Annotated in this window: 16 protein-coding genes; 11 read left to right on the top strand and 5 right to left on the bottom strand. The window is 25.6% G+C overall.

Features of this window, described 5'->3' with window-relative positions:
* Position 1 precedes the first annotated feature (1 nt).
* The 5 genes from pgsA to glpX all read right to left on the bottom strand — a co-directional run bounded on the left by pgsA (position 2) and on the right by glpX (position 5045).
* Positions 2-538 (bottom strand): CDP-diacylglycerol--glycerol-3-phosphate 3-phosphatidyltransferase, encoded by a 537-nt coding sequence (pgsA, locus tag AS160_RS05135; protein WP_165145869.1) that lies wholly within the window; start codon positions 536-538, stop codon positions 2-4.
* Positions 535-1839, bottom strand: a complete 1305-nt coding sequence (gene rimO / locus AS160_RS05130; protein WP_165145866.1) for a 30S ribosomal protein S12 methylthiotransferase RimO — start codon at positions 1837-1839, stop codon at positions 535-537. The genes pgsA and rimO overlap by 4 nt, the downstream gene beginning before the upstream one ends.
* 111 nt (positions 1840-1950) lie before the next feature.
* Positions 1951-3075 (bottom strand): HAMP domain-containing sensor histidine kinase, encoded by a 1125-nt coding sequence (locus AS160_RS05125; protein ID WP_165145863.1) that lies wholly within the window; start codon positions 3073-3075, stop codon positions 1951-1953.
* Positions 3076-3194: 119 nt separating this feature from the next.
* On the bottom strand, positions 3195-3998 hold the full coding sequence (locus AS160_RS05120; RefSeq protein WP_165145861.1) for an SAM-dependent chlorinase/fluorinase: 804 nt from the start codon (positions 3996-3998) through the stop codon (positions 3195-3197).
* The gene (glpX, locus tag AS160_RS05115) at positions 3999-5045 is read right to left on the bottom strand and encodes a class II fructose-bisphosphatase (protein WP_165145859.1); all 1047 of its coding nucleotides are present in this window, start codon (positions 5043-5045) and stop codon (positions 3999-4001) included.
* 218 nt (positions 5046-5263) lie between these two features.
* Here glpX and AS160_RS05110 point away from each other — a divergent pair, with 218 nt between their 5' ends.
* The 11 genes from AS160_RS05110 to AS160_RS05060 all read left to right on the top strand — a co-directional run bounded on the left by AS160_RS05110 (position 5264) and on the right by AS160_RS05060 (position 16779).
* The gene (locus AS160_RS05110) at positions 5264-6664 is read left to right on the top strand and encodes an aminopeptidase (RefSeq protein ID WP_206528107.1); all 1401 of its coding nucleotides are present in this window, start codon (positions 5264-5266) and stop codon (positions 6662-6664) included.
* A gap of 156 nt (positions 6665-6820) precedes the next feature.
* Positions 6821-7297: a hypothetical protein gene (locus AS160_RS05105; RefSeq protein WP_165145855.1), complete on the top strand. Its 477-nt coding sequence runs from the start codon at positions 6821-6823 to the stop codon at positions 7295-7297.
* On the top strand, positions 7281-7976 hold the full coding sequence (locus tag AS160_RS05100; RefSeq protein ID WP_165145853.1) for a hypothetical protein: 696 nt from the start codon (positions 7281-7283) through the stop codon (positions 7974-7976). Before AS160_RS05105 ends, AS160_RS05100 begins: the two co-directional genes overlap by 17 nt.
* A 144-nt stretch (positions 7977-8120) precedes the next feature.
* Positions 8121-8891: a Fe-S cluster assembly ATPase SufC gene (gene sufC / locus AS160_RS05095; RefSeq protein WP_206528106.1), complete on the top strand. Its 771-nt coding sequence runs from the start codon at positions 8121-8123 to the stop codon at positions 8889-8891.
* 1 nt (position 8892) lies between these two features.
* Complete coding sequence (sufB, locus tag AS160_RS05090) at positions 8893-10308, top strand: Fe-S cluster assembly protein SufB (RefSeq protein ID WP_165145851.1); 1416 nt, start codon at positions 8893-8895, stop codon at positions 10306-10308.
* Positions 10309-10319: 11 nt separating this feature from the next.
* Positions 10320-11546, top strand: coding sequence for a SufD family Fe-S cluster assembly protein (locus AS160_RS05085; protein ID WP_165145849.1), 1227 nt, complete (start codon positions 10320-10322; stop codon positions 11544-11546).
* On the top strand, positions 11500-12711 hold the full coding sequence (locus AS160_RS05080; protein ID WP_165145847.1) for a SufS family cysteine desulfurase: 1212 nt from the start codon (positions 11500-11502) through the stop codon (positions 12709-12711). Before AS160_RS05085 ends, AS160_RS05080 begins: the two co-directional genes overlap by 47 nt.
* Entirely contained in the window at positions 12708-13130 is a 423-nt protein-coding gene (sufU, locus tag AS160_RS05075; protein WP_165145844.1) for a Fe-S cluster assembly sulfur transfer protein SufU, read from the top strand. Before AS160_RS05080 ends, sufU begins: the two co-directional genes overlap by 4 nt.
* A gap of 126 nt (positions 13131-13256) precedes the next feature.
* A complete protein-coding gene (locus AS160_RS05070) occupies positions 13257-14186 on the top strand; it encodes a GAF domain-containing protein (RefSeq protein WP_206528105.1) in 930 nt (309 codons plus the stop codon).
* 162 nt (positions 14187-14348) lie between these two features.
* Positions 14349-15407, top strand: a complete 1059-nt coding sequence (locus AS160_RS05065) for an ROK family protein (RefSeq protein WP_165145839.1) — start codon at positions 14349-14351, stop codon at positions 15405-15407.
* Positions 15400-16779, top strand: a complete 1380-nt coding sequence (locus AS160_RS05060; RefSeq protein ID WP_165145837.1) for a glycoside hydrolase family 3 protein — start codon at positions 15400-15402, stop codon at positions 16777-16779. Before AS160_RS05065 ends, AS160_RS05060 begins: the two co-directional genes overlap by 8 nt.
* Position 16780: the final 1 nt, after the last annotated feature.

Below are 16780 nucleotides of genomic sequence, written 5' to 3'. Positions count from 1 at the left end.
ATTACTCCCCCTTAAAATAATCCATATTCTTAGATAGATAGTTATATCCAGAAAAAACAGAAAAAAATGTAGTTAAAAGAATAAGTATGAAATTTAGACTATTTAAAAAATCAAAAGTTGGTGTTAAATATAATGATGCTATTAAAATAGTTTGAGAAAAAGTCTTTAATTTCCCCCATCTATCAGCAGCTACAACAACATTTTTATTAGCTAAAAACATTCTTAATCCACTAATAAAAATGTCTCTAATTATTATAATTGCAACAAACCACCCTGGCAATTTATGAATCTCTAAAAATACCAAAAACAATGCATTGATTAAAATTTTATCAGCAATTTGATCCATAAATTTACCAAAATCGCTGACTAAATTATATTTTCTAGCTATATATCCATCTAATAAGTCTGTTAATGACACTATAATATATGCAAAAAATGCTGCTAAATAATAATTTTCATTATATGTTATAACAAACATGGGTATTGTTGCCAATATTCTAGTAAAAGTTAAAATATTAGGAATAGTCCATATACTCATTCAACTACACCTTCCAAATCATATTCTGATGAATTTATTATTTTTACACTTACAAATTCACCTATTTTCAAATCTATATTAGATTTGAAAAATATATTTCCATCAATTTCCGGAGCATCTGTATATGCTCTTCCTATATATACTCCATTTTCATATTCTTCTACTAAAACCTTTAATTTTTTCCCAACAAACCTTTCTAACTTTTCATATGATATTTCTTTTTGTAATTCCATTAATTCTTCAAGTCTTTTTTCCTTAATTTTATCATTAACTTTATTAGGTAATAAATATGATGGAGTTCCTTCTTCATCAAAATAAGTAAATGCCCCTAATCTATCAAACTCTATCTCATCTACAAAATCTAATAATTCTTCAAAATCCTCATCTGTTTCACCAGGAAATCCTACAATGATTGTTGTTCTAATTATTGCATCTTTATTTTTTCTAATTTTCTTAATTATGTCTTTTAATTGATCAGTTTTTCTAACTCTTCCCATTAAAGTCAATACATTATCTGAACCATGTTGCATTGGAATATCAAAATATTTAACTACCTTATCTAAATTATTAATAGAATCTATTATTTCATCATTAATGAAATCAGGATGTAAATACATTACTCTAATCCAAAAATCTCCTTCTATTGCATTTATTTCTTTAAGCAATTCAGGTAATGCTTGTTTTTTATATAAATCAACCCCGTATAATGTATTATCTTGAGAAACTAATACTATTTCTTTTATTCCATTTTTAATTAAAAATTCCGCTTCCTTTTTTATATCTTCAATTTCTCTGCTAACAGGCTCTCCTTTAAAATATGGGATAGAACAAAATGCACATTTTCTATTACAACCATCTGCAATTTTTATATATGCATATGGTTTATTTGGCACAACCCTAAAATCACAATTATATACATCATATGGTTTCTCTAATTTAAAAAAATAATTTTTATTTTCTATAGCATCTACAATTTTTGCAGGTGGTACTACTCCTATTAATCCATCAACTTCTGTTAATTCCTTTTTTAATTCATCATAATATCTTTCCACCAAACAACCGATTGGTATTATCTTCATATTTGGATTTTTATCCCTTAATGCTACAAAATTAAATATCTCGTTTATAGACTCTTCTTTTGCAGGTTCTATAAACCCACATGTATCAACAATTGCTATATCTGATTCTTCTGGATTTTCTGTTATTTCATATCCTTTACTAATAAAAATCCCTTTTAAAACATCCATATCTGCCTCATTTTTAGGGCAGCCTAATGTTAAAATATGTACTTTTTCTTTCATAAATTCCTCCTAAAATCTAGTCTAAATATTATTATAACATATTTTTCTACTATAATTGATATTTTTTAAAAATTTTTACATATACAAAAAAATGAATTGCGAAAATGCAATTCATTTTTCTAGCAATATTGAAATAATTGTTCCTTTTCCTTTAATGGAATTAATTTTTAATTTTGCATTCTGCATTATAATTAGTTTTTCTAAAAAAACAGTTCCTAATCCTGTTCCATTTTCCTTTGTTGTAAAAAATGGTTTTAAATATTTTTCTTTTTCAATATTATCCATTCCAATACCATTATCATATAACATTATCTTATAATATTTTTCTTTTTCTAAAAAATTGACTATTATACATCCCTTTATATCCTCTTTTCTCATAGCATCTACAGAATTTTGAATTATATTCATAATTGCTGATTTAAACAACCATTCATCGCCAATAATGTTTATATAACAATTATTTTTAATAATAAAATTTATATTTGTATATGTTATTTTAAATTGGGATATTATTTCATCAATTAAAATATTTAAATTAAATTCTTTTTTTGACTCATTTGTTTTAAAAAGTTCCAATGTTTCTTTTATTAATTTTTCTATATTTTTTATCTCTTGTTTTATTTGATCTAAATATTCCTTTTCAAAAGTCATTTCATACATTTGAAAAACCATTTTTAATCTTGCAATTGGTGTTTTTAAACCATGAGCTGCATTTGCTAATATTTCACCCAATCGCGCAAAATGTCTTGTATTTTCAAGATTCCTTTTTAGCTTTGTATAGTTAGTAATATCATTAATGGCCAATATTATAAAATTACTATGTTTTGAAATTATTATTTGAAGGTTTTTTCTTAATCTTTTGGAAAAAACTTCATATATTCCAGATTGCATGGGAATTTTTATACCGCTTTTCATTAATATCTTTGAAATGTTTATTCCATATTTAATATGAATACTAGAAAAAATCTCTTTTGCTTCTTGATTTGATCTTTGTAATACACCATTATTATCAAAAACCAATATACCAGAACCTATATTATCAAAAATCGCATTAAACTTATCATAATATTCTTTTAAACCTTCTCTTTCCTTTTCCAACAAAATTGAATATGTTTTCAACATTTCATCTAATTCTCTAAACAATCCAGAATACTCTAAATTATAATTTCTATTATATGCATTACCTTTATGTAAAATTCTTCTAAGTCTTTTTTCTACAAATATATCTATAATCATATAAACAGCAAAGAAACTTAATGGTAATATATACCAATAATTTAAAATTTTAAAAATCCAAAATATTAATATTAAAAAAATAGTATGTATAGTTGCTAATTTTTCCGGTAAATCCCAACCTAATAATTTTCTTTTTTTAATACTATTTCCACTCCTTCACTGTCTATTCCTATATATTCTTTTGCATTCCCTTGATTAACAGCAATCTCTAAATATCCAGAACTTTCAGGATGTATTAATAATTCACCAGGCAAAACATCATTAAATACTCTTTCATAATATGCTTTAATCTTTTTCCCTTCATAATGTATCTCAATTTCATCATCTTTTTTAAATAAAATATCGCCTAATTCTGCAGGAATATTAGTTTGAATATTTCCAAAAGTATCAAAAAATACTATTTCGCCTTCTATTATATTATTTTTTATTTCTGCTTTCTTATACCTGAATAAATTTATTATATCTAATTCTCTACCAAATTCTTCCATTGAAACTCCTTTTGATAAATATGCAGCTGCAGGAGAAAAAATATCTCTACCATGAAAAGTTGTAGAGTAATTCTTTCTAAAAAAATATTTTTCATTAGTTATTTCAACTACTTTTTCAACTCCATAATTTTCAGCAATTAATGTTAATAATCCATTATCCGGAGAAACAAAATAAAAATTTCTTTCTTTAGTTTTTAATATTATTGGTTTTCTATTGCTTCCAACTCCAGCATCTATTACAGTTAAAAATATTGTTCCTTCAGGAAAATCTCTTGAAAATCTATATAATATATGGGCATTAACTTTTGGATCAAATTTCTTTGTGTCATGTAACACATCTATTATTTCCACATTCTTATTTATACTTTTCATTACCGCTTTACAAACTCCAACATAATAACTATCATTTCCCCAATCAGTAAAAAAAGCTATCATTTATATGCCGCCCCCCATATAATCTTCACGCGTTTTATTTATACTCAATAATTTTAAATCCCCTTCTGTAGATTTAAGTCTTATCGTCTTATGCTCTAAATCATGATATGTAGTTATTCTTCTAATTGTCTTAGTTTTTGATCTCATTACAAGACTTTCTGTAATAGCTTTACCTTTGTAAAAATGTACACCTTTTAAGAAATCTCCATCTGTTACTCCTGTAGCTGAAAATAATACATTTTCTCCACCTGCTAAATCTTCAGTGAAATAAACCTTATCCAAATCCCAACCTTCTTGAATTAATTTTTCTTTTTCTTCTTCATTTTGCGGCCATAATTGCACTTGTAATTCTCCACCTAATGTTCTTAACGCTCCTGCTGCAAGCACTGCTTCTGGAGATCCACCTATACCGATATATATATCCACACCACTATCTGGCATTGCTGTTGCCAAAGCTGCGGCAATATCTCCATCACCTATTAATTTTATTCTTGCACCAACTTCTCTTATCTCCTCTATAATTTTATTATGTCTATCTCTATTTAAAACCACCACTGTTATTTCGCTAATAGGAACTTTTAATGCTGCAGCTGCTACTCTTAAATTTTCTCTTATAGAACTTCTAATATCTAATAATCCCTTTAATTCCGGACCAACAGCAAGCTTATATGAATAAAATGTAGGTAAATATGCTAATTTTCCTTTTTCAGCCAATAACATAACACTAATTGCATTTGGAAGACCATATGCAACAAGTCTTGTTCCGTCTATAGGATCAACTGCTATATCGTATTCTTCATCCCCTTCTTCCCATGTTCCAACTTTTTCACCTATATATAACATTGGAGCTTCATCTTTTTCACCTTCACCGATTATAACTGTACCTTTTATTTCAATATAATCCAACATACCTCTCATAGCATCTACAGCTGCTTGATCCACTGCATTTTTATCTCCCATCCCCAAATATAAACTGCTTGTTAATGCTGCTGCCTCGGTAACTCTAACTAAATCAAGTGTAATTTCTCTATCAATTTTATCCGCCATTTTAATACCCCCTGTATTAAATTTATTTTTACTCTATTAACTATTATACTAAAAAAAAGCTAATTAATTAACCTGTGTATTATTCAATAATTTATAAATATATTTAATTAAATATCATAATTTTAATTATGAAACTTATTTCATATTTTAAAAAAATAATATAATATGGTACAATTTAATTAGGAAAACTTATTAATTAAATATCGGAGGTGAAGATTGTGGATTTAAAGGAATTAAAAGAAAAACTTACAAGAAAAAATATATCAGTTTGGGAAAAACGTGACAGAAAAGTTATTGATGAATACTCTAAAGAGTATAAAAATTTTATTGATTTTTCTAAAACAGAAAGAAGATCTGTTGAGTACACTGTAAAAAAATTAGAGGAAAATGGGTTTAAACCATTGGATTACTTTTTAAATATTGGAAAAATCAATGATGGAGATAAGGTATATTATGTAAATAATCATAAGTCATTATTCGCAATTAAAATAAAAGGTAATTTAACAAATGGTATAAACATAGTTGGGGCACATGTTGATGCACCAAGACTAGATTTAAAACCAGAACCAATAATAGAAGATACCGGTATTGCAATGGCAAAAACACATTATTATGGTGGAGTTAAAAAATATCAATGGTTAAATATCCCTCTTGAATTACATGGAGTAATAATTAAAAGTGATGGAACTAAAATTGATGTTGCTATTGGCGAAGACAAAGATGATCCAGTTTTTGTTATCTCTGACCTATTACCTCATTTAGATAGAAGAAAAGGTGAGGTTAGTGAAGTATTTAAAGGAGAGAGTTTAAACCTATTGTTAGGAACTATTTCTATCTCATATGAAGAAGAAATAAAAGATAGTGTAAAATTAAATATTTTAAATATATTACATGAAAAGTATGGAATTGTAGAAGAAGATTTTATTTCTGCTGAATTAGAGGTTGTTCCTTCATTACCTGCTAGAGAGGTTGGTTTGGATAGATCATTAATAGCAGCTTATGGACACGATGATAGAATTTGTTCATATACAGCTTTAACTGCTTTAATTGAATCAGAACCAGAAATTAGAAGCGCTGCTATTATCTTAACAGATAAAGAAGAAACTGGCAGTGATGGAAATACCGGTGCAAAACATCATTTCTGGATTTATGTAGTTAAAAAATTACTAAAATTGCAAGGTTGCACTAATGTTGAATTGGGTATAGACGATGTACTAATTAATTCAACACTATTATCAGCAGATGTTACTGCTGCATATGATCCTAACTTTAAGGACGTTCACGATCCAGCTAATGCACCAAAATTAGGATATGGTATTGCCATTGCAAAATACACTGGTGCTAGAGGAAAAGCAGGAACAAATGATGCTAATGCTGAAGTTGTTGGAAAATTAAGAAAGGTATTTAACGATAATGGAGTAATTTGGCAAACAGGAGAACTTGGAAAGGTTGATCAAGGAGGTGGAGGAACAATAGCTAAATTCTTTGCAGAAAAAGGTTTAAGTGTTGTAGACGCTGGTGTTCCTCTATTTGGTATGCATTCTCCATACGAATTAGCTTCAAAAGGTGATTTATACGAAACACATTATGCATATAAAATGTTTTTAAATAAATATTAATTCTGGTATAATATTATTGTTATTTTTATTTCTGGATGTGAAATTTTGAAAATTTTCGCAGGGAATCCAATTCACTTAATGGAATTTGAAAATGTGAATTTAAATATTACTTCCCACTCTTGGTCTTTTTTAGACCAGAGTGGGGTTTCTGTTATTTTGAATAAAGATAGAATAAATATTTTTAATGGTATGCATGAAGATTCTTATTATAATTTCGAAAATAGAATTATAAATTTAAACAATGAAAATAATATCTTCTTTTTTTTACAGCATGAAGGATTTAAATTTGAAAATTATTTTTATGCTAGAATAAGAAAGGCTGATTTAATAGTTTTAAGATTAGATTTATTAAATAATTCTTCACTTGACTATCTATTAAATATTATTATTTCAAATATGTTTTTAGTTAAAATACCCATTTTACTATTTAAAGTGTATAATGAAATCCATACTATTTCATATTTTTATCCTAATAACAATTACATTATTTTCGATAATTCACCATATGCTTTTGTTGAAATCACCGAAAAAAATAACGTTATAATGACTCATGGTTATTATAGGGATAAGATACATAATAAACTTTCTTCTTTTTTGAAAAAAGTTGGTGATTTAAATGAAAAGCATTTTTGACATTTTTATAGAAAAACTAATATTCAAAAGACTTAAAAGTGCATATTATACTATTTCAGATAAAGAAAATGATGATTTTAATTTTTATTTTATTAATCTAGGGGTATTTAATAAAATAACTTTAAAAGATATTTTTTTCCTGATTTCTACTTTTAAAAACAATGTTCATTTTAAATTAAAGCTAGGATTAATCGTATTAAAAAATTTTAGATATATTAAATATATTTCCGAAATAGCAGAAATATTTGATATAAAAATTTTAGTATTATATAATAATGAATTTTACTTAATTCAAGAAAACAATATCAAAAAAATTAATAATAATGACTATATATACTTTAAAACTACTAAACTATACTTTTTAACAAATTCATCTCAATTGTTATATCAAATAATGGATATTCGTTTAGAGGACCCGCATTTTATTATTTTTAATAAATCAAATTGCGATTTAAATAATCTGGAATTAAATTCAATTTCTACTGCATTATCTAATTATCTTATTTCTATTGATTATAATAACATCATTTCCTTTAAACCAGAAAACAATAATCAAATTGAATATAAAACTAAAGAGCATTTTATATTAAAATTCTCTCTTAAAAACTTGGAAAAAATTAAAAATGGAATAACAAAATTTGATAAAAAGAAGATTGAATTGTTAATTAAACATATATGAATTCATATCATTTTGGACATAGGTGTAATCACCTATGTTTTTTTATGTATTAGTTACAAAATGTACAAATTTTAATTTGACTTTTTTTATCTATTTTAGTATAATATAATTAGAATAAATACGACAAAAAAGGGAGGAATTAAAATGTTGTTAGAAGTGAAAAATTTAAGGGCTAAAGTTATCGAAGACGACAAGGAAATACTAAAAGGAGTTAATTTGACAATAAATCCTGGTGAAGTGCATGTTTTAATGGGACCAAACGGTTCTGGAAAATCAACATTATCAAATGTAATTATGGGTTCTCCAAAGTTTGAAGCAACTGATGGTGAAGTATTATTTGAAGGTGAAAATATTTTAGAATTAGATACAAATGAAAGAGCTAAAAAAGGAATTTTCTTAACTTTCCAACACCCACAAGAAATCGATGGTGTTAAGATGAGACAATTTTTAATTAATGCATATAGACATATGCATCCAGATGAAAAAGTTTCACCAATTGAATTAAATAAAAGATTAATGAAATTATGTGAAGATATAAATCTTAAACCAGAATTTTTAGATAGATATGTAAATTCTGGATTTTCAGGCGGAGAAAAGAAAAAAAGTGAAATTTTACAATTATTCTTCTTAAAACCAAAATTGGTTATTATAGATGAAATAGATTCTGGTCTTGATGTTGACGCATTAAGGGATGTTGCTGAAGCAATTAATAAATTAAAAACTGAGGATATGAGTGTATTAATGATTACTCATTATCAAAGAATATTAAAATACTTACATCCTAACTTCGTTCACGTATATGTAGACGGAAAAATTGTATATACTGGCGACGCTCATCTTGCTGAAGAAATTGAAGAAAAAGGATACACAGTATTAAGTGAGTATACTGACATTGAAGAAGTTAAGGAGTGGTAATATGAAAGATATTAATGAAATAAATTATGAAGATTTAATGATTAATCAATCTAAATTTGATTTTAGAAATGAAGCTAAATATGCATATAAGACTCCTCCTGGATTAAATGAAAAGGTTATCAGAGAAATATCAGAAGCTAAAAATGAACCTAAATGGATGTTAGAACATAGATTACAAGCATTTAAGATATTTGAGAATTATCATGAACCACATTTTGGTGTTGATATAAGAAAATTAGATTTAAGTAAAATAGTTGCATATATGAAACCAGATGCAAAAAAATCTAATTCATGGGAAGATGTTCCTGAAGAAATTAAGGACACATTTGAAAAATTAGGTATTCCTGAAGCAGAAAGAAAAGCCTTAGCAGGCGTTGGAGCTCAATATGACTCTGAAGTTGTATATCAACATATACAAAAAGAATTGAATGATTTAGGCGTTGTGTTTTTAGATATGGAAACTGCTGTAAAAGAATATCCTGATCTAGTTAAAGAATATTTTATGAAATTGGTTCCTTCTCATAATCACAGATATGCTGCTTTACATGGAGCATTATGGAGTGGAGGATCATTTTTATACGTACCAAAAGGTGTAAAGGTTCCATTGCCTTTACAAGCATATTTTAGAATGAATAATCCTGGTATGAGTCAGTTAGAACATACTTTAATAATAGCTGATGAAGGTTCACAAGTTGAATTTATAGAAGGTTGTTCTGCGCCATTTTATAATGTGACTAATTTACATGCTGGTATGGTTGAAATATATGTAAAAAAAGGCGCTAAAATGAAATATTCAACAATACAAAATTGGAGTAAAAATACATATAATTTAAATACAAAAAGAGCTATTGTCGATGAAGAAGGTTCTATGGAATGGGTATCTGGTTCTTTAGGTAGTTTTAAAACAATGTTATATCCTATGACAATATTAAGAGGTAAAGGTGCTAAAAATAGTTCTGTTACTTTAACATATGCAGGACCAAATCAACATCTTGACACTGGTTCTAAAGTGTTCCATTTAGCTCCATATACCAGTTCTATTGTAAATGCTAGAAGTATTAGTATTGGTGGCGGATGGGCATTCTATAGAGGTTGGGTAAAAATTGGCGAAAATGCTAAAGGAGCTAAATCCTCTGTTGAATGTAATGCATTAATGTTAGATAATAAGTCAAAGAGTGATACTGTACCATTAATTGAAGTATTTACAGACGATGCTGATGTTGGACACGAAGCCAAAATCGGAAGAATTTCTGAAGAACAAATTTACTATTTAATGTCAAGAGGATTATCTGAATTAGATGCAAAAAATATGATAGTTAGAGGATTTATTGAACCGCTAGTAAAAGAGTTACCTCTTGAATATGCTCTTGAATTGAATAAATTAATTAACTTAGAAGTAGAGTCTTCTATAGGATGAGGGGTGAAATAATGTACGAAAAAGCACTTATTTTAAGACATGATGATTTTTTTGCAACAGAATGGAATGTTCCTGAAATTAATTCAGAAAAAGATTATGGATTAAATGAATTAAACAAATCTAATGAATTATATAATAATAGTAAATTAATAGATTTTAGGATGAATAGATATGAAGAATATAATAAAATGGGTTTCCCAAAATGGAAAAGAGCAAAATTAAATGGATTTGATCCTATAGATTATGTATTAAATGCAAATTCCATTAAATCTGAAAATTTAAAAGGTTTAAATGAATTAGATGAAGAAGGATTATGGATTTTAAAAGATATGGATTTTGATGGTTCAAATAGAAAATTTCTTTTAATGACTGATGTGTTTTTTAATTCTGGATTTTATTTAAAAACCGATGAAAAACAAGAAGATACGTATTTTGTTGAATCAATTATTGATGAAAAAAATCCATTATACAATTTAGGGATTATAAACCTAGCTGAAAATAGCAAGGCTGTATTAATTAGATTTGTTAAATCAAATGGTAATAGTTCAAATATATCTTCTCTCAGAGCAAAATTAAGAGAAAATTCCGAATTGACATTAATAAACATAAATTTATATAATAATGATATAGCTACAGATAATATTTTCTTTGATGTTGGTAAAAATGCAGTTTTAAATGTATATGATATAAATATCGGTGGAAAGGTTTCTGCTCCACATATAATAACAAGAATGGCTTCTGAAAATGGTAAAGTAAATATATATCCATATTATTTATCACAAGAAGAAGAAATTATTGATATGTTTTATTTAATAAGATATTATGCTCCAAATACATATGGACATATTTTAGGACATGGTGTGTTAATGGATTCATCAAGAGTTATTTTTAGAGGAAATATTGATATTAAAAAAGGCGCTAAAGAAGCAGATGCTGGAGAACAAGATTTCAATTTAGTATTATCCGATAAAGCTAGGGTTATGGCTTATCCTTCATTATATGTTGATGAAAATGAAGTTACTGCGGGTCATGCTGCTAGTGTTGGAAGTATTAATGAAGATATGTTATACTATATGATGACAAGAGGTTATAGTAAAAACCAAGCAAAAAGAGAAATTGCTTTTGGTATATTTGAACCTGCTATTTCCTTTGTTGAACAATATAACTCTAAATATGCGGGGGAATTAAAAAATGTTATTGAAAAAAGATTTGATAGAGAATTTTCCGATTCTGAATAGAGAAATAAATGGAAAAAATATAATATATTTTGACAATGCAGCAACTACTTTAACACCAGTTAAAGTAACAAATGCAATTAAAAATTTTTATGATTATCATAATGCAAATGTGCACAGAGGGGCACATTTGCTTTCTAATGAAGCAACTGAAATGTATGAAAATGCTAGAAAAACTGTTGCTAAATTTATTAATGCTAAAGTACAGGAAACTATTTTCACAAGAGGTACTACAGAATCAATTAATTTATTTGCTTATTCAATTGGAAAAAGCGGTTGGTTAAAAAATAAAGATGTATTAATTACTACTATTGAACATCATTCAAATTTTGTTCCTTGGCAACAATTAGCTAAAACATTTGATTTTAATGTTAATTATTATAATCCAAAAAATGGAATATTTAATTTAGATGAATTTCTATCTCATATTACAGAAAATACAAAACTTATTAGTATAACAGGTATGTCAAATGTAACTGGACAAATAATACCAATTGAAAATATCATTAATTATGCTCATGAAAGAGATATTTTAGTTCATGTAGATGGTGCTCAATTTGTACCTCATTTTGGTTTTGATGTAAAAAAATATGATGTTGATTTCCTCTCATTTTCCGGACATAAAATGCTTGGCCCTATGGGAATAGGTGTATTTTATGGAAAGAAAAAATTATTAAAAAAATTACCGCCATTTCATTATGGTGGGGAAATGATAAATTGGGTTAGACTTGATGACACTGATTTTGCAGAATTACCAGAAAAATTTCAAGCAGGTACTCCAAATGTTGGTGGAGCTGTAGGATTAAAAGCTGCTATTGATTATATTAATGAAATTGGTTTTGAGAATATTATAGAACACTCAAAAAAATTAACAAAATATGCTATGAGAAAAATTAAAGAATTAGACTTTATCACATTATATAATCCAGAAGATTCTTCATCAATTATTACTTTTAATATTGATAATGTTCATCCACACGATGTTGCTCAAATTTTAAGTGATAAATTTGGTGTTGCTGTTAGAAGCGGACATTTGTGTGCTCAACCACTTTTACAACAATTAGGAACAAAATCCGTTTGTCGAGCTAGTTTTTATTTCTATAACACTGAAGAAGAGGTAGATGTGTTTATAGAAGGATTAAAATTTATTAAGGAGTGGTTTAAATGAGTATAGAAGATTTATATTCTGATATTATTTTAGATTATGCAAGAAATCCACAATTTCAAGGTGAAATAGAAGATGCAACCATAAAAGAAGATGGAAAGAATCTTTCATGTGGAGATGAAATCACTCTTTATTTAAAAGTTGAGGATAATATAATAAAAGATGCTAAGTTTAGTGGCCATGGATGTATTGTTAGTCAATCATCTGCAGCATTACTATGTGAAGCGATAACTGAAAAATCCTTGGATGAAGCAAAAAAAATTTTAGAAGAAGTAGAAAAAATGGCTCAAGGTGATGAATTTGATGAAAAATTAGTTGGTAATGTTGGTATTTATTCCGAAATTTCTAAATTCCCTATTAGAGTTAAATGTTTTACACTTGCTTGGCATACTTTAGAAAATTCATTAGATGAACTTGAATAAGACTCCTTCGGGAGTTTTTATTTTTTTATTAAATTTATTGTTAAATTTTATATTAATTATATAATTATTTTTTGATAAAATAATTATATTTGATATAATATAAATATATAATATATATTTGGGATGGTGGATAAAATAAAAGAAAAAAGTTTTATTGTTTTTTCTAATATTTTTAAATATTTATCTAATTTTGAATATAATGATTTTTATGACATGAATATTATTTTTACATATATATTAGAATATATTATAAATTCTAATAAGAATTTATCTACAGGAAGCATTATTCTAAGAGATGATGATGGTTACTTTAGATATATAGCTACTAAGGGTCATGATTTTAATATATTAAAAAATATTGTTTATAATAAATATGATTTTTCAATTGAACGATTTTATGGAATACATTTATTAAAATCTGGAAAAGATTTTGAGAAAGATGAACACGTAGATTTATTAATAAAAGGTGGGAATTTACTCACATTAAAATCCTATTTATCAATTCCAATCCTTTCCAAAAATGAGGTTATTGGATTTTTAAATTTAGACAATTATTCTAATGAAAATATTTTTTCAGATGAAATAATCCAACTTTCTAAGTATTTTTCGAATTACATGGGCTATATATATGAATTATTAAATTTAAAAAGAGAACTATCATTAAATAAAATTATTCTTGAAAAGGCTAATATTTCAAATAACTTATTTTACAATAAACCTTTTTTAATTGACAAGGTAAAACTGTTTTTTGAAAATTATTCTGAATTTAATTTTGCTATTATTAAATTAAAAAATAATTATGAGAATAATGTTTTAGATGCAATATTTAAAAGAATTAATAAATTATTTATTGATGATTATGTAGCGTATGATAATAATCATTTTTATATATTATCTGAATATATTTCTAAGTATTTTTTTGATATTGAATTAAAAAAATACTTAGAAAAACGTATATATTTTGAAAAAGAAATTATTCCTGAATATGACTATTATTTATACGATATTCCAGAGGATATAAAAACTTTTAATGATTTAATTTTATTAATTATTTAGCTTTTTATATTATTCGATTTTTTATATTAATTCAATTTATTTAAATATAATTAGCATAGCTTATACATAATCATGTTTTTTTATATTTTAATTTTGGTTTAATATATGTTATATTTTAATTAGTTGTTTGAAACAACCAACTAATTAATTTGAGGTGAAATAATGATAAAAATTACAGATTCTCTTATAAAAACTTTAAATTATATATGGAAAAAGGATAGAACTTACTTAATGGAAATATCAAATGATATATCCTTAGAAAAATCCACAGTTTCAAGAACTCTTAATAAATTAAAAGATTTAGATTTAATTAAAAAAATAGATGAATTATCAGCATCTCCTCAAGGAGGACGAAAAACATCTATATATGGATTTAATTATTCTATTGGTAATGTATTGGGGATATCAATTGAACAAGATGGAATTGAAGTGATTTTAACTGATTTAAAAGGAAATATTTTAAAATCCAAAAGAAAAATATTAAAGATAGATAAAAACAATATAGTTGATGAAATTAAAAATGCATATGATGAATTTAAAAACAATAAAATTTTTGGAGTTGGCATTTCTTTACCTGGAATAATATCAAATGGTGAAATTATATATTCCAAAGCATTAAATATTGAAAGATTTCCTTTAATTAAAGAATTAAAAAATATACCTGTATATATTGAAAATGATAGCAATTGTGGTGCATTATATTTTAACTTAAAAGATGAATATAAAAATATATTATATTTCCATATTTCTGTTCCATATTATGTAAATGAACCTGTTGGAACTGGTATAGGAATTATAATAAATAATAAATTATTTCATGGTAGCAATAATTATGCTGGTGAAGTTGAATTAAATATACCTTTAGTTGATTCAAGTAATAATACAACATTTAATGATTTATTGCATAATATAAAAGATTATAATTTTACTCGGTTTATAGAACTATATTCTCAAAAAATTGGTGAATATATTAGTATCTTTGATCCTGATAATGTATTAATTGGAGGAAATATTACTCTTTTAGGAGATGATTTTTTAAAAAATCTAATTAGAGGTATTAAAAATCATATTTTTATGTATAAAAATAGAGATATATATATTAATCATACCTCAGCTGAGGATTTCTTAACTTCACGTGGAGCAGCTTCATTGATTTTACATAAACTTTTTGAGTCAGATAAATTTTTAAAAACATTTTTAAAGAGGCGATATTATGAATAATTACGGAAAATTATTTTTTTTAGGTTTTCCAGATGGTTTAGATGATGAAGCATTAAATATTATAAAAGATTATGAACCAGCTGGTGTAATATTATATCCTGACAACATGAAAAGCATTGAAGAATTACAAATATCTATGGATAAACTATATTCTTTAAATATTCCATTATTAATATCCTCAGATCATGAAGGAGGGCAATTAGAAACAGTTCCTGGAATTTTATCATCTCCTGGTAATTATGCAATTGGAAAAAATGATATTAATTCTGCATATGATTATGCAAAATATTTAGGAAAAAAATTAAGAGAATATGGGTTTAATATGGTTTTTTCTCCTGTTTTAGATGTTTTACATGAAGATTCAAGCGCTGTAACTGGATTAAGGGTTTTTTCTAATAATGTTGAAACAATAACAGAATTTGGTAAATATTATATTAAAGGATTAAAAGAACACAACATTCTTCCAACTCCAAAACATTTTCCGGGACATGGAAAAGCAAAACAAGATTCTCACGAAGAAACTCCTATTATTTTTGACTTCTCTTTTGATGACGATGATATTTTTCCATTTAAAACATTAATTAATGAAATAGAGATATTAATGACAGCTCATGTAATTTATAAACCTCTTGATAATGAATTAGGAACAGTATCTAAGGTTATTTTAGATGAATTATTAAGAAAAAAATTAAACTACAAAGGTATTGTAATAAGTGATGCAATTGAAATGAAAGCTTTTTATAACAATTATTTTCCAGAAAAAATAGATATGTTTTTTAATAATGGAGGAGATATATTATTAATATCTGATGCTAGAAAAAATTTTTATCCAGCATATAATGCATTAATTGAAAGTAAAATTAATAAAAATATTTTGGATAATAAAATATACAGAATAATTGAATTACAAAAAAAATATTTCAATAATGAATATGAAGGTAAATTTTTAATCGATATTGCTAAAAACTCTTTAAAAATACATATAAAAAAGAATATTGATAATCCTGATATTATTTTAATTCCAGAAGCTATTAATTTAAGTCAAGCCGACACTACAGCAAATGATTTAGAAAAATTAGAAAATCTTGTTAAACTGGAATTTAAAAAATCAAAAATTATAAAATATAATCCATTAAATGGGGTATTATCAGAAAAATTTGATCCAAATTTAAAAATCATTTCTTTTGTTCTTGATTCATTTAGATTCCCTAAACAGTTAAATATGCATAAAGGTTTAAAAAATGCTATATATGTGATTATTAGAAATGATCAAGATGAAAAATATTATAATGATTGTTCATATATTATTACATATTCTACAAAATTAATTTCTATATATCAAGCCATTAAGGCTATTAAAAAGGGGGTATAAC

This window comes from Marinitoga sp. 38H-ov, assembly GCF_011057715.1.
Lineage (GTDB): Bacteria > Thermotogota > Thermotogae > Petrotogales > Petrotogaceae > Marinitoga.
This window is presented reverse-complemented; position numbering and strand designations above follow the sequence as displayed.

What these genes read in the sequence shown, in the direction of transcription:
- AS160_RS05100 (WP_165145853.1), top strand. Translation starts at nt 7,281, where the DNA reads ATGAAAAGCATTTTTGACATTTTTATAGAAAAACTAATATTCAAAAGA.
- pgsA (WP_165145869.1), bottom strand. Translation starts at nt 538, where the DNA reads ATGAGTATATGGACTATTCCTAATATTTTAACTTTTACTAGAATATTG.
- AS160_RS05085 (WP_165145849.1), top strand. Translation starts at nt 10,320, where the DNA reads ATGTACGAAAAAGCACTTATTTTAAGACATGATGATTTTTTTGCAACA.
- sufU (WP_165145844.1), top strand. Translation starts at nt 12,708, where the DNA reads ATGAGTATAGAAGATTTATATTCTGATATTATTTTAGATTATGCAAGA.
- sufB (WP_165145851.1), top strand. Translation starts at nt 8,893, where the DNA reads ATGAAAGATATTAATGAAATAAATTATGAAGATTTAATGATTAATCAA.
- AS160_RS05065 (WP_165145839.1), top strand. Translation starts at nt 14,349, where the DNA reads ATGATAAAAATTACAGATTCTCTTATAAAAACTTTAAATTATATATGG.
- AS160_RS05120 (WP_165145861.1), bottom strand. Translation starts at nt 3,998, where the DNA reads ATGATAGCTTTTTTTACTGATTGGGGAAATGATAGTTATTATGTTGGA.
- AS160_RS05060 (WP_165145837.1), top strand. Translation starts at nt 15,400, where the DNA reads ATGAATAATTACGGAAAATTATTTTTTTTAGGTTTTCCAGATGGTTTA.
- sufC (WP_206528106.1), top strand. Translation starts at nt 8,121, where the DNA reads ATGTTGTTAGAAGTGAAAAATTTAAGGGCTAAAGTTATCGAAGACGAC.
- AS160_RS05080 (WP_165145847.1), top strand. Translation starts at nt 11,500, where the DNA reads ATGTTATTGAAAAAAGATTTGATAGAGAATTTTCCGATTCTGAATAGA.
- glpX (WP_165145859.1), bottom strand. Translation starts at nt 5,045, where the DNA reads ATGGCGGATAAAATTGATAGAGAAATTACACTTGATTTAGTTAGAGTT.
- rimO (WP_165145866.1), bottom strand. Translation starts at nt 1,839, where the DNA reads ATGAAAGAAAAAGTACATATTTTAACATTAGGCTGCCCTAAAAATGAG.
- AS160_RS05125 (WP_165145863.1), bottom strand. Translation starts at nt 3,075, where the DNA reads ATGATTATAGATATATTTGTAGAAAAAAGACTTAGAAGAATTTTACAT.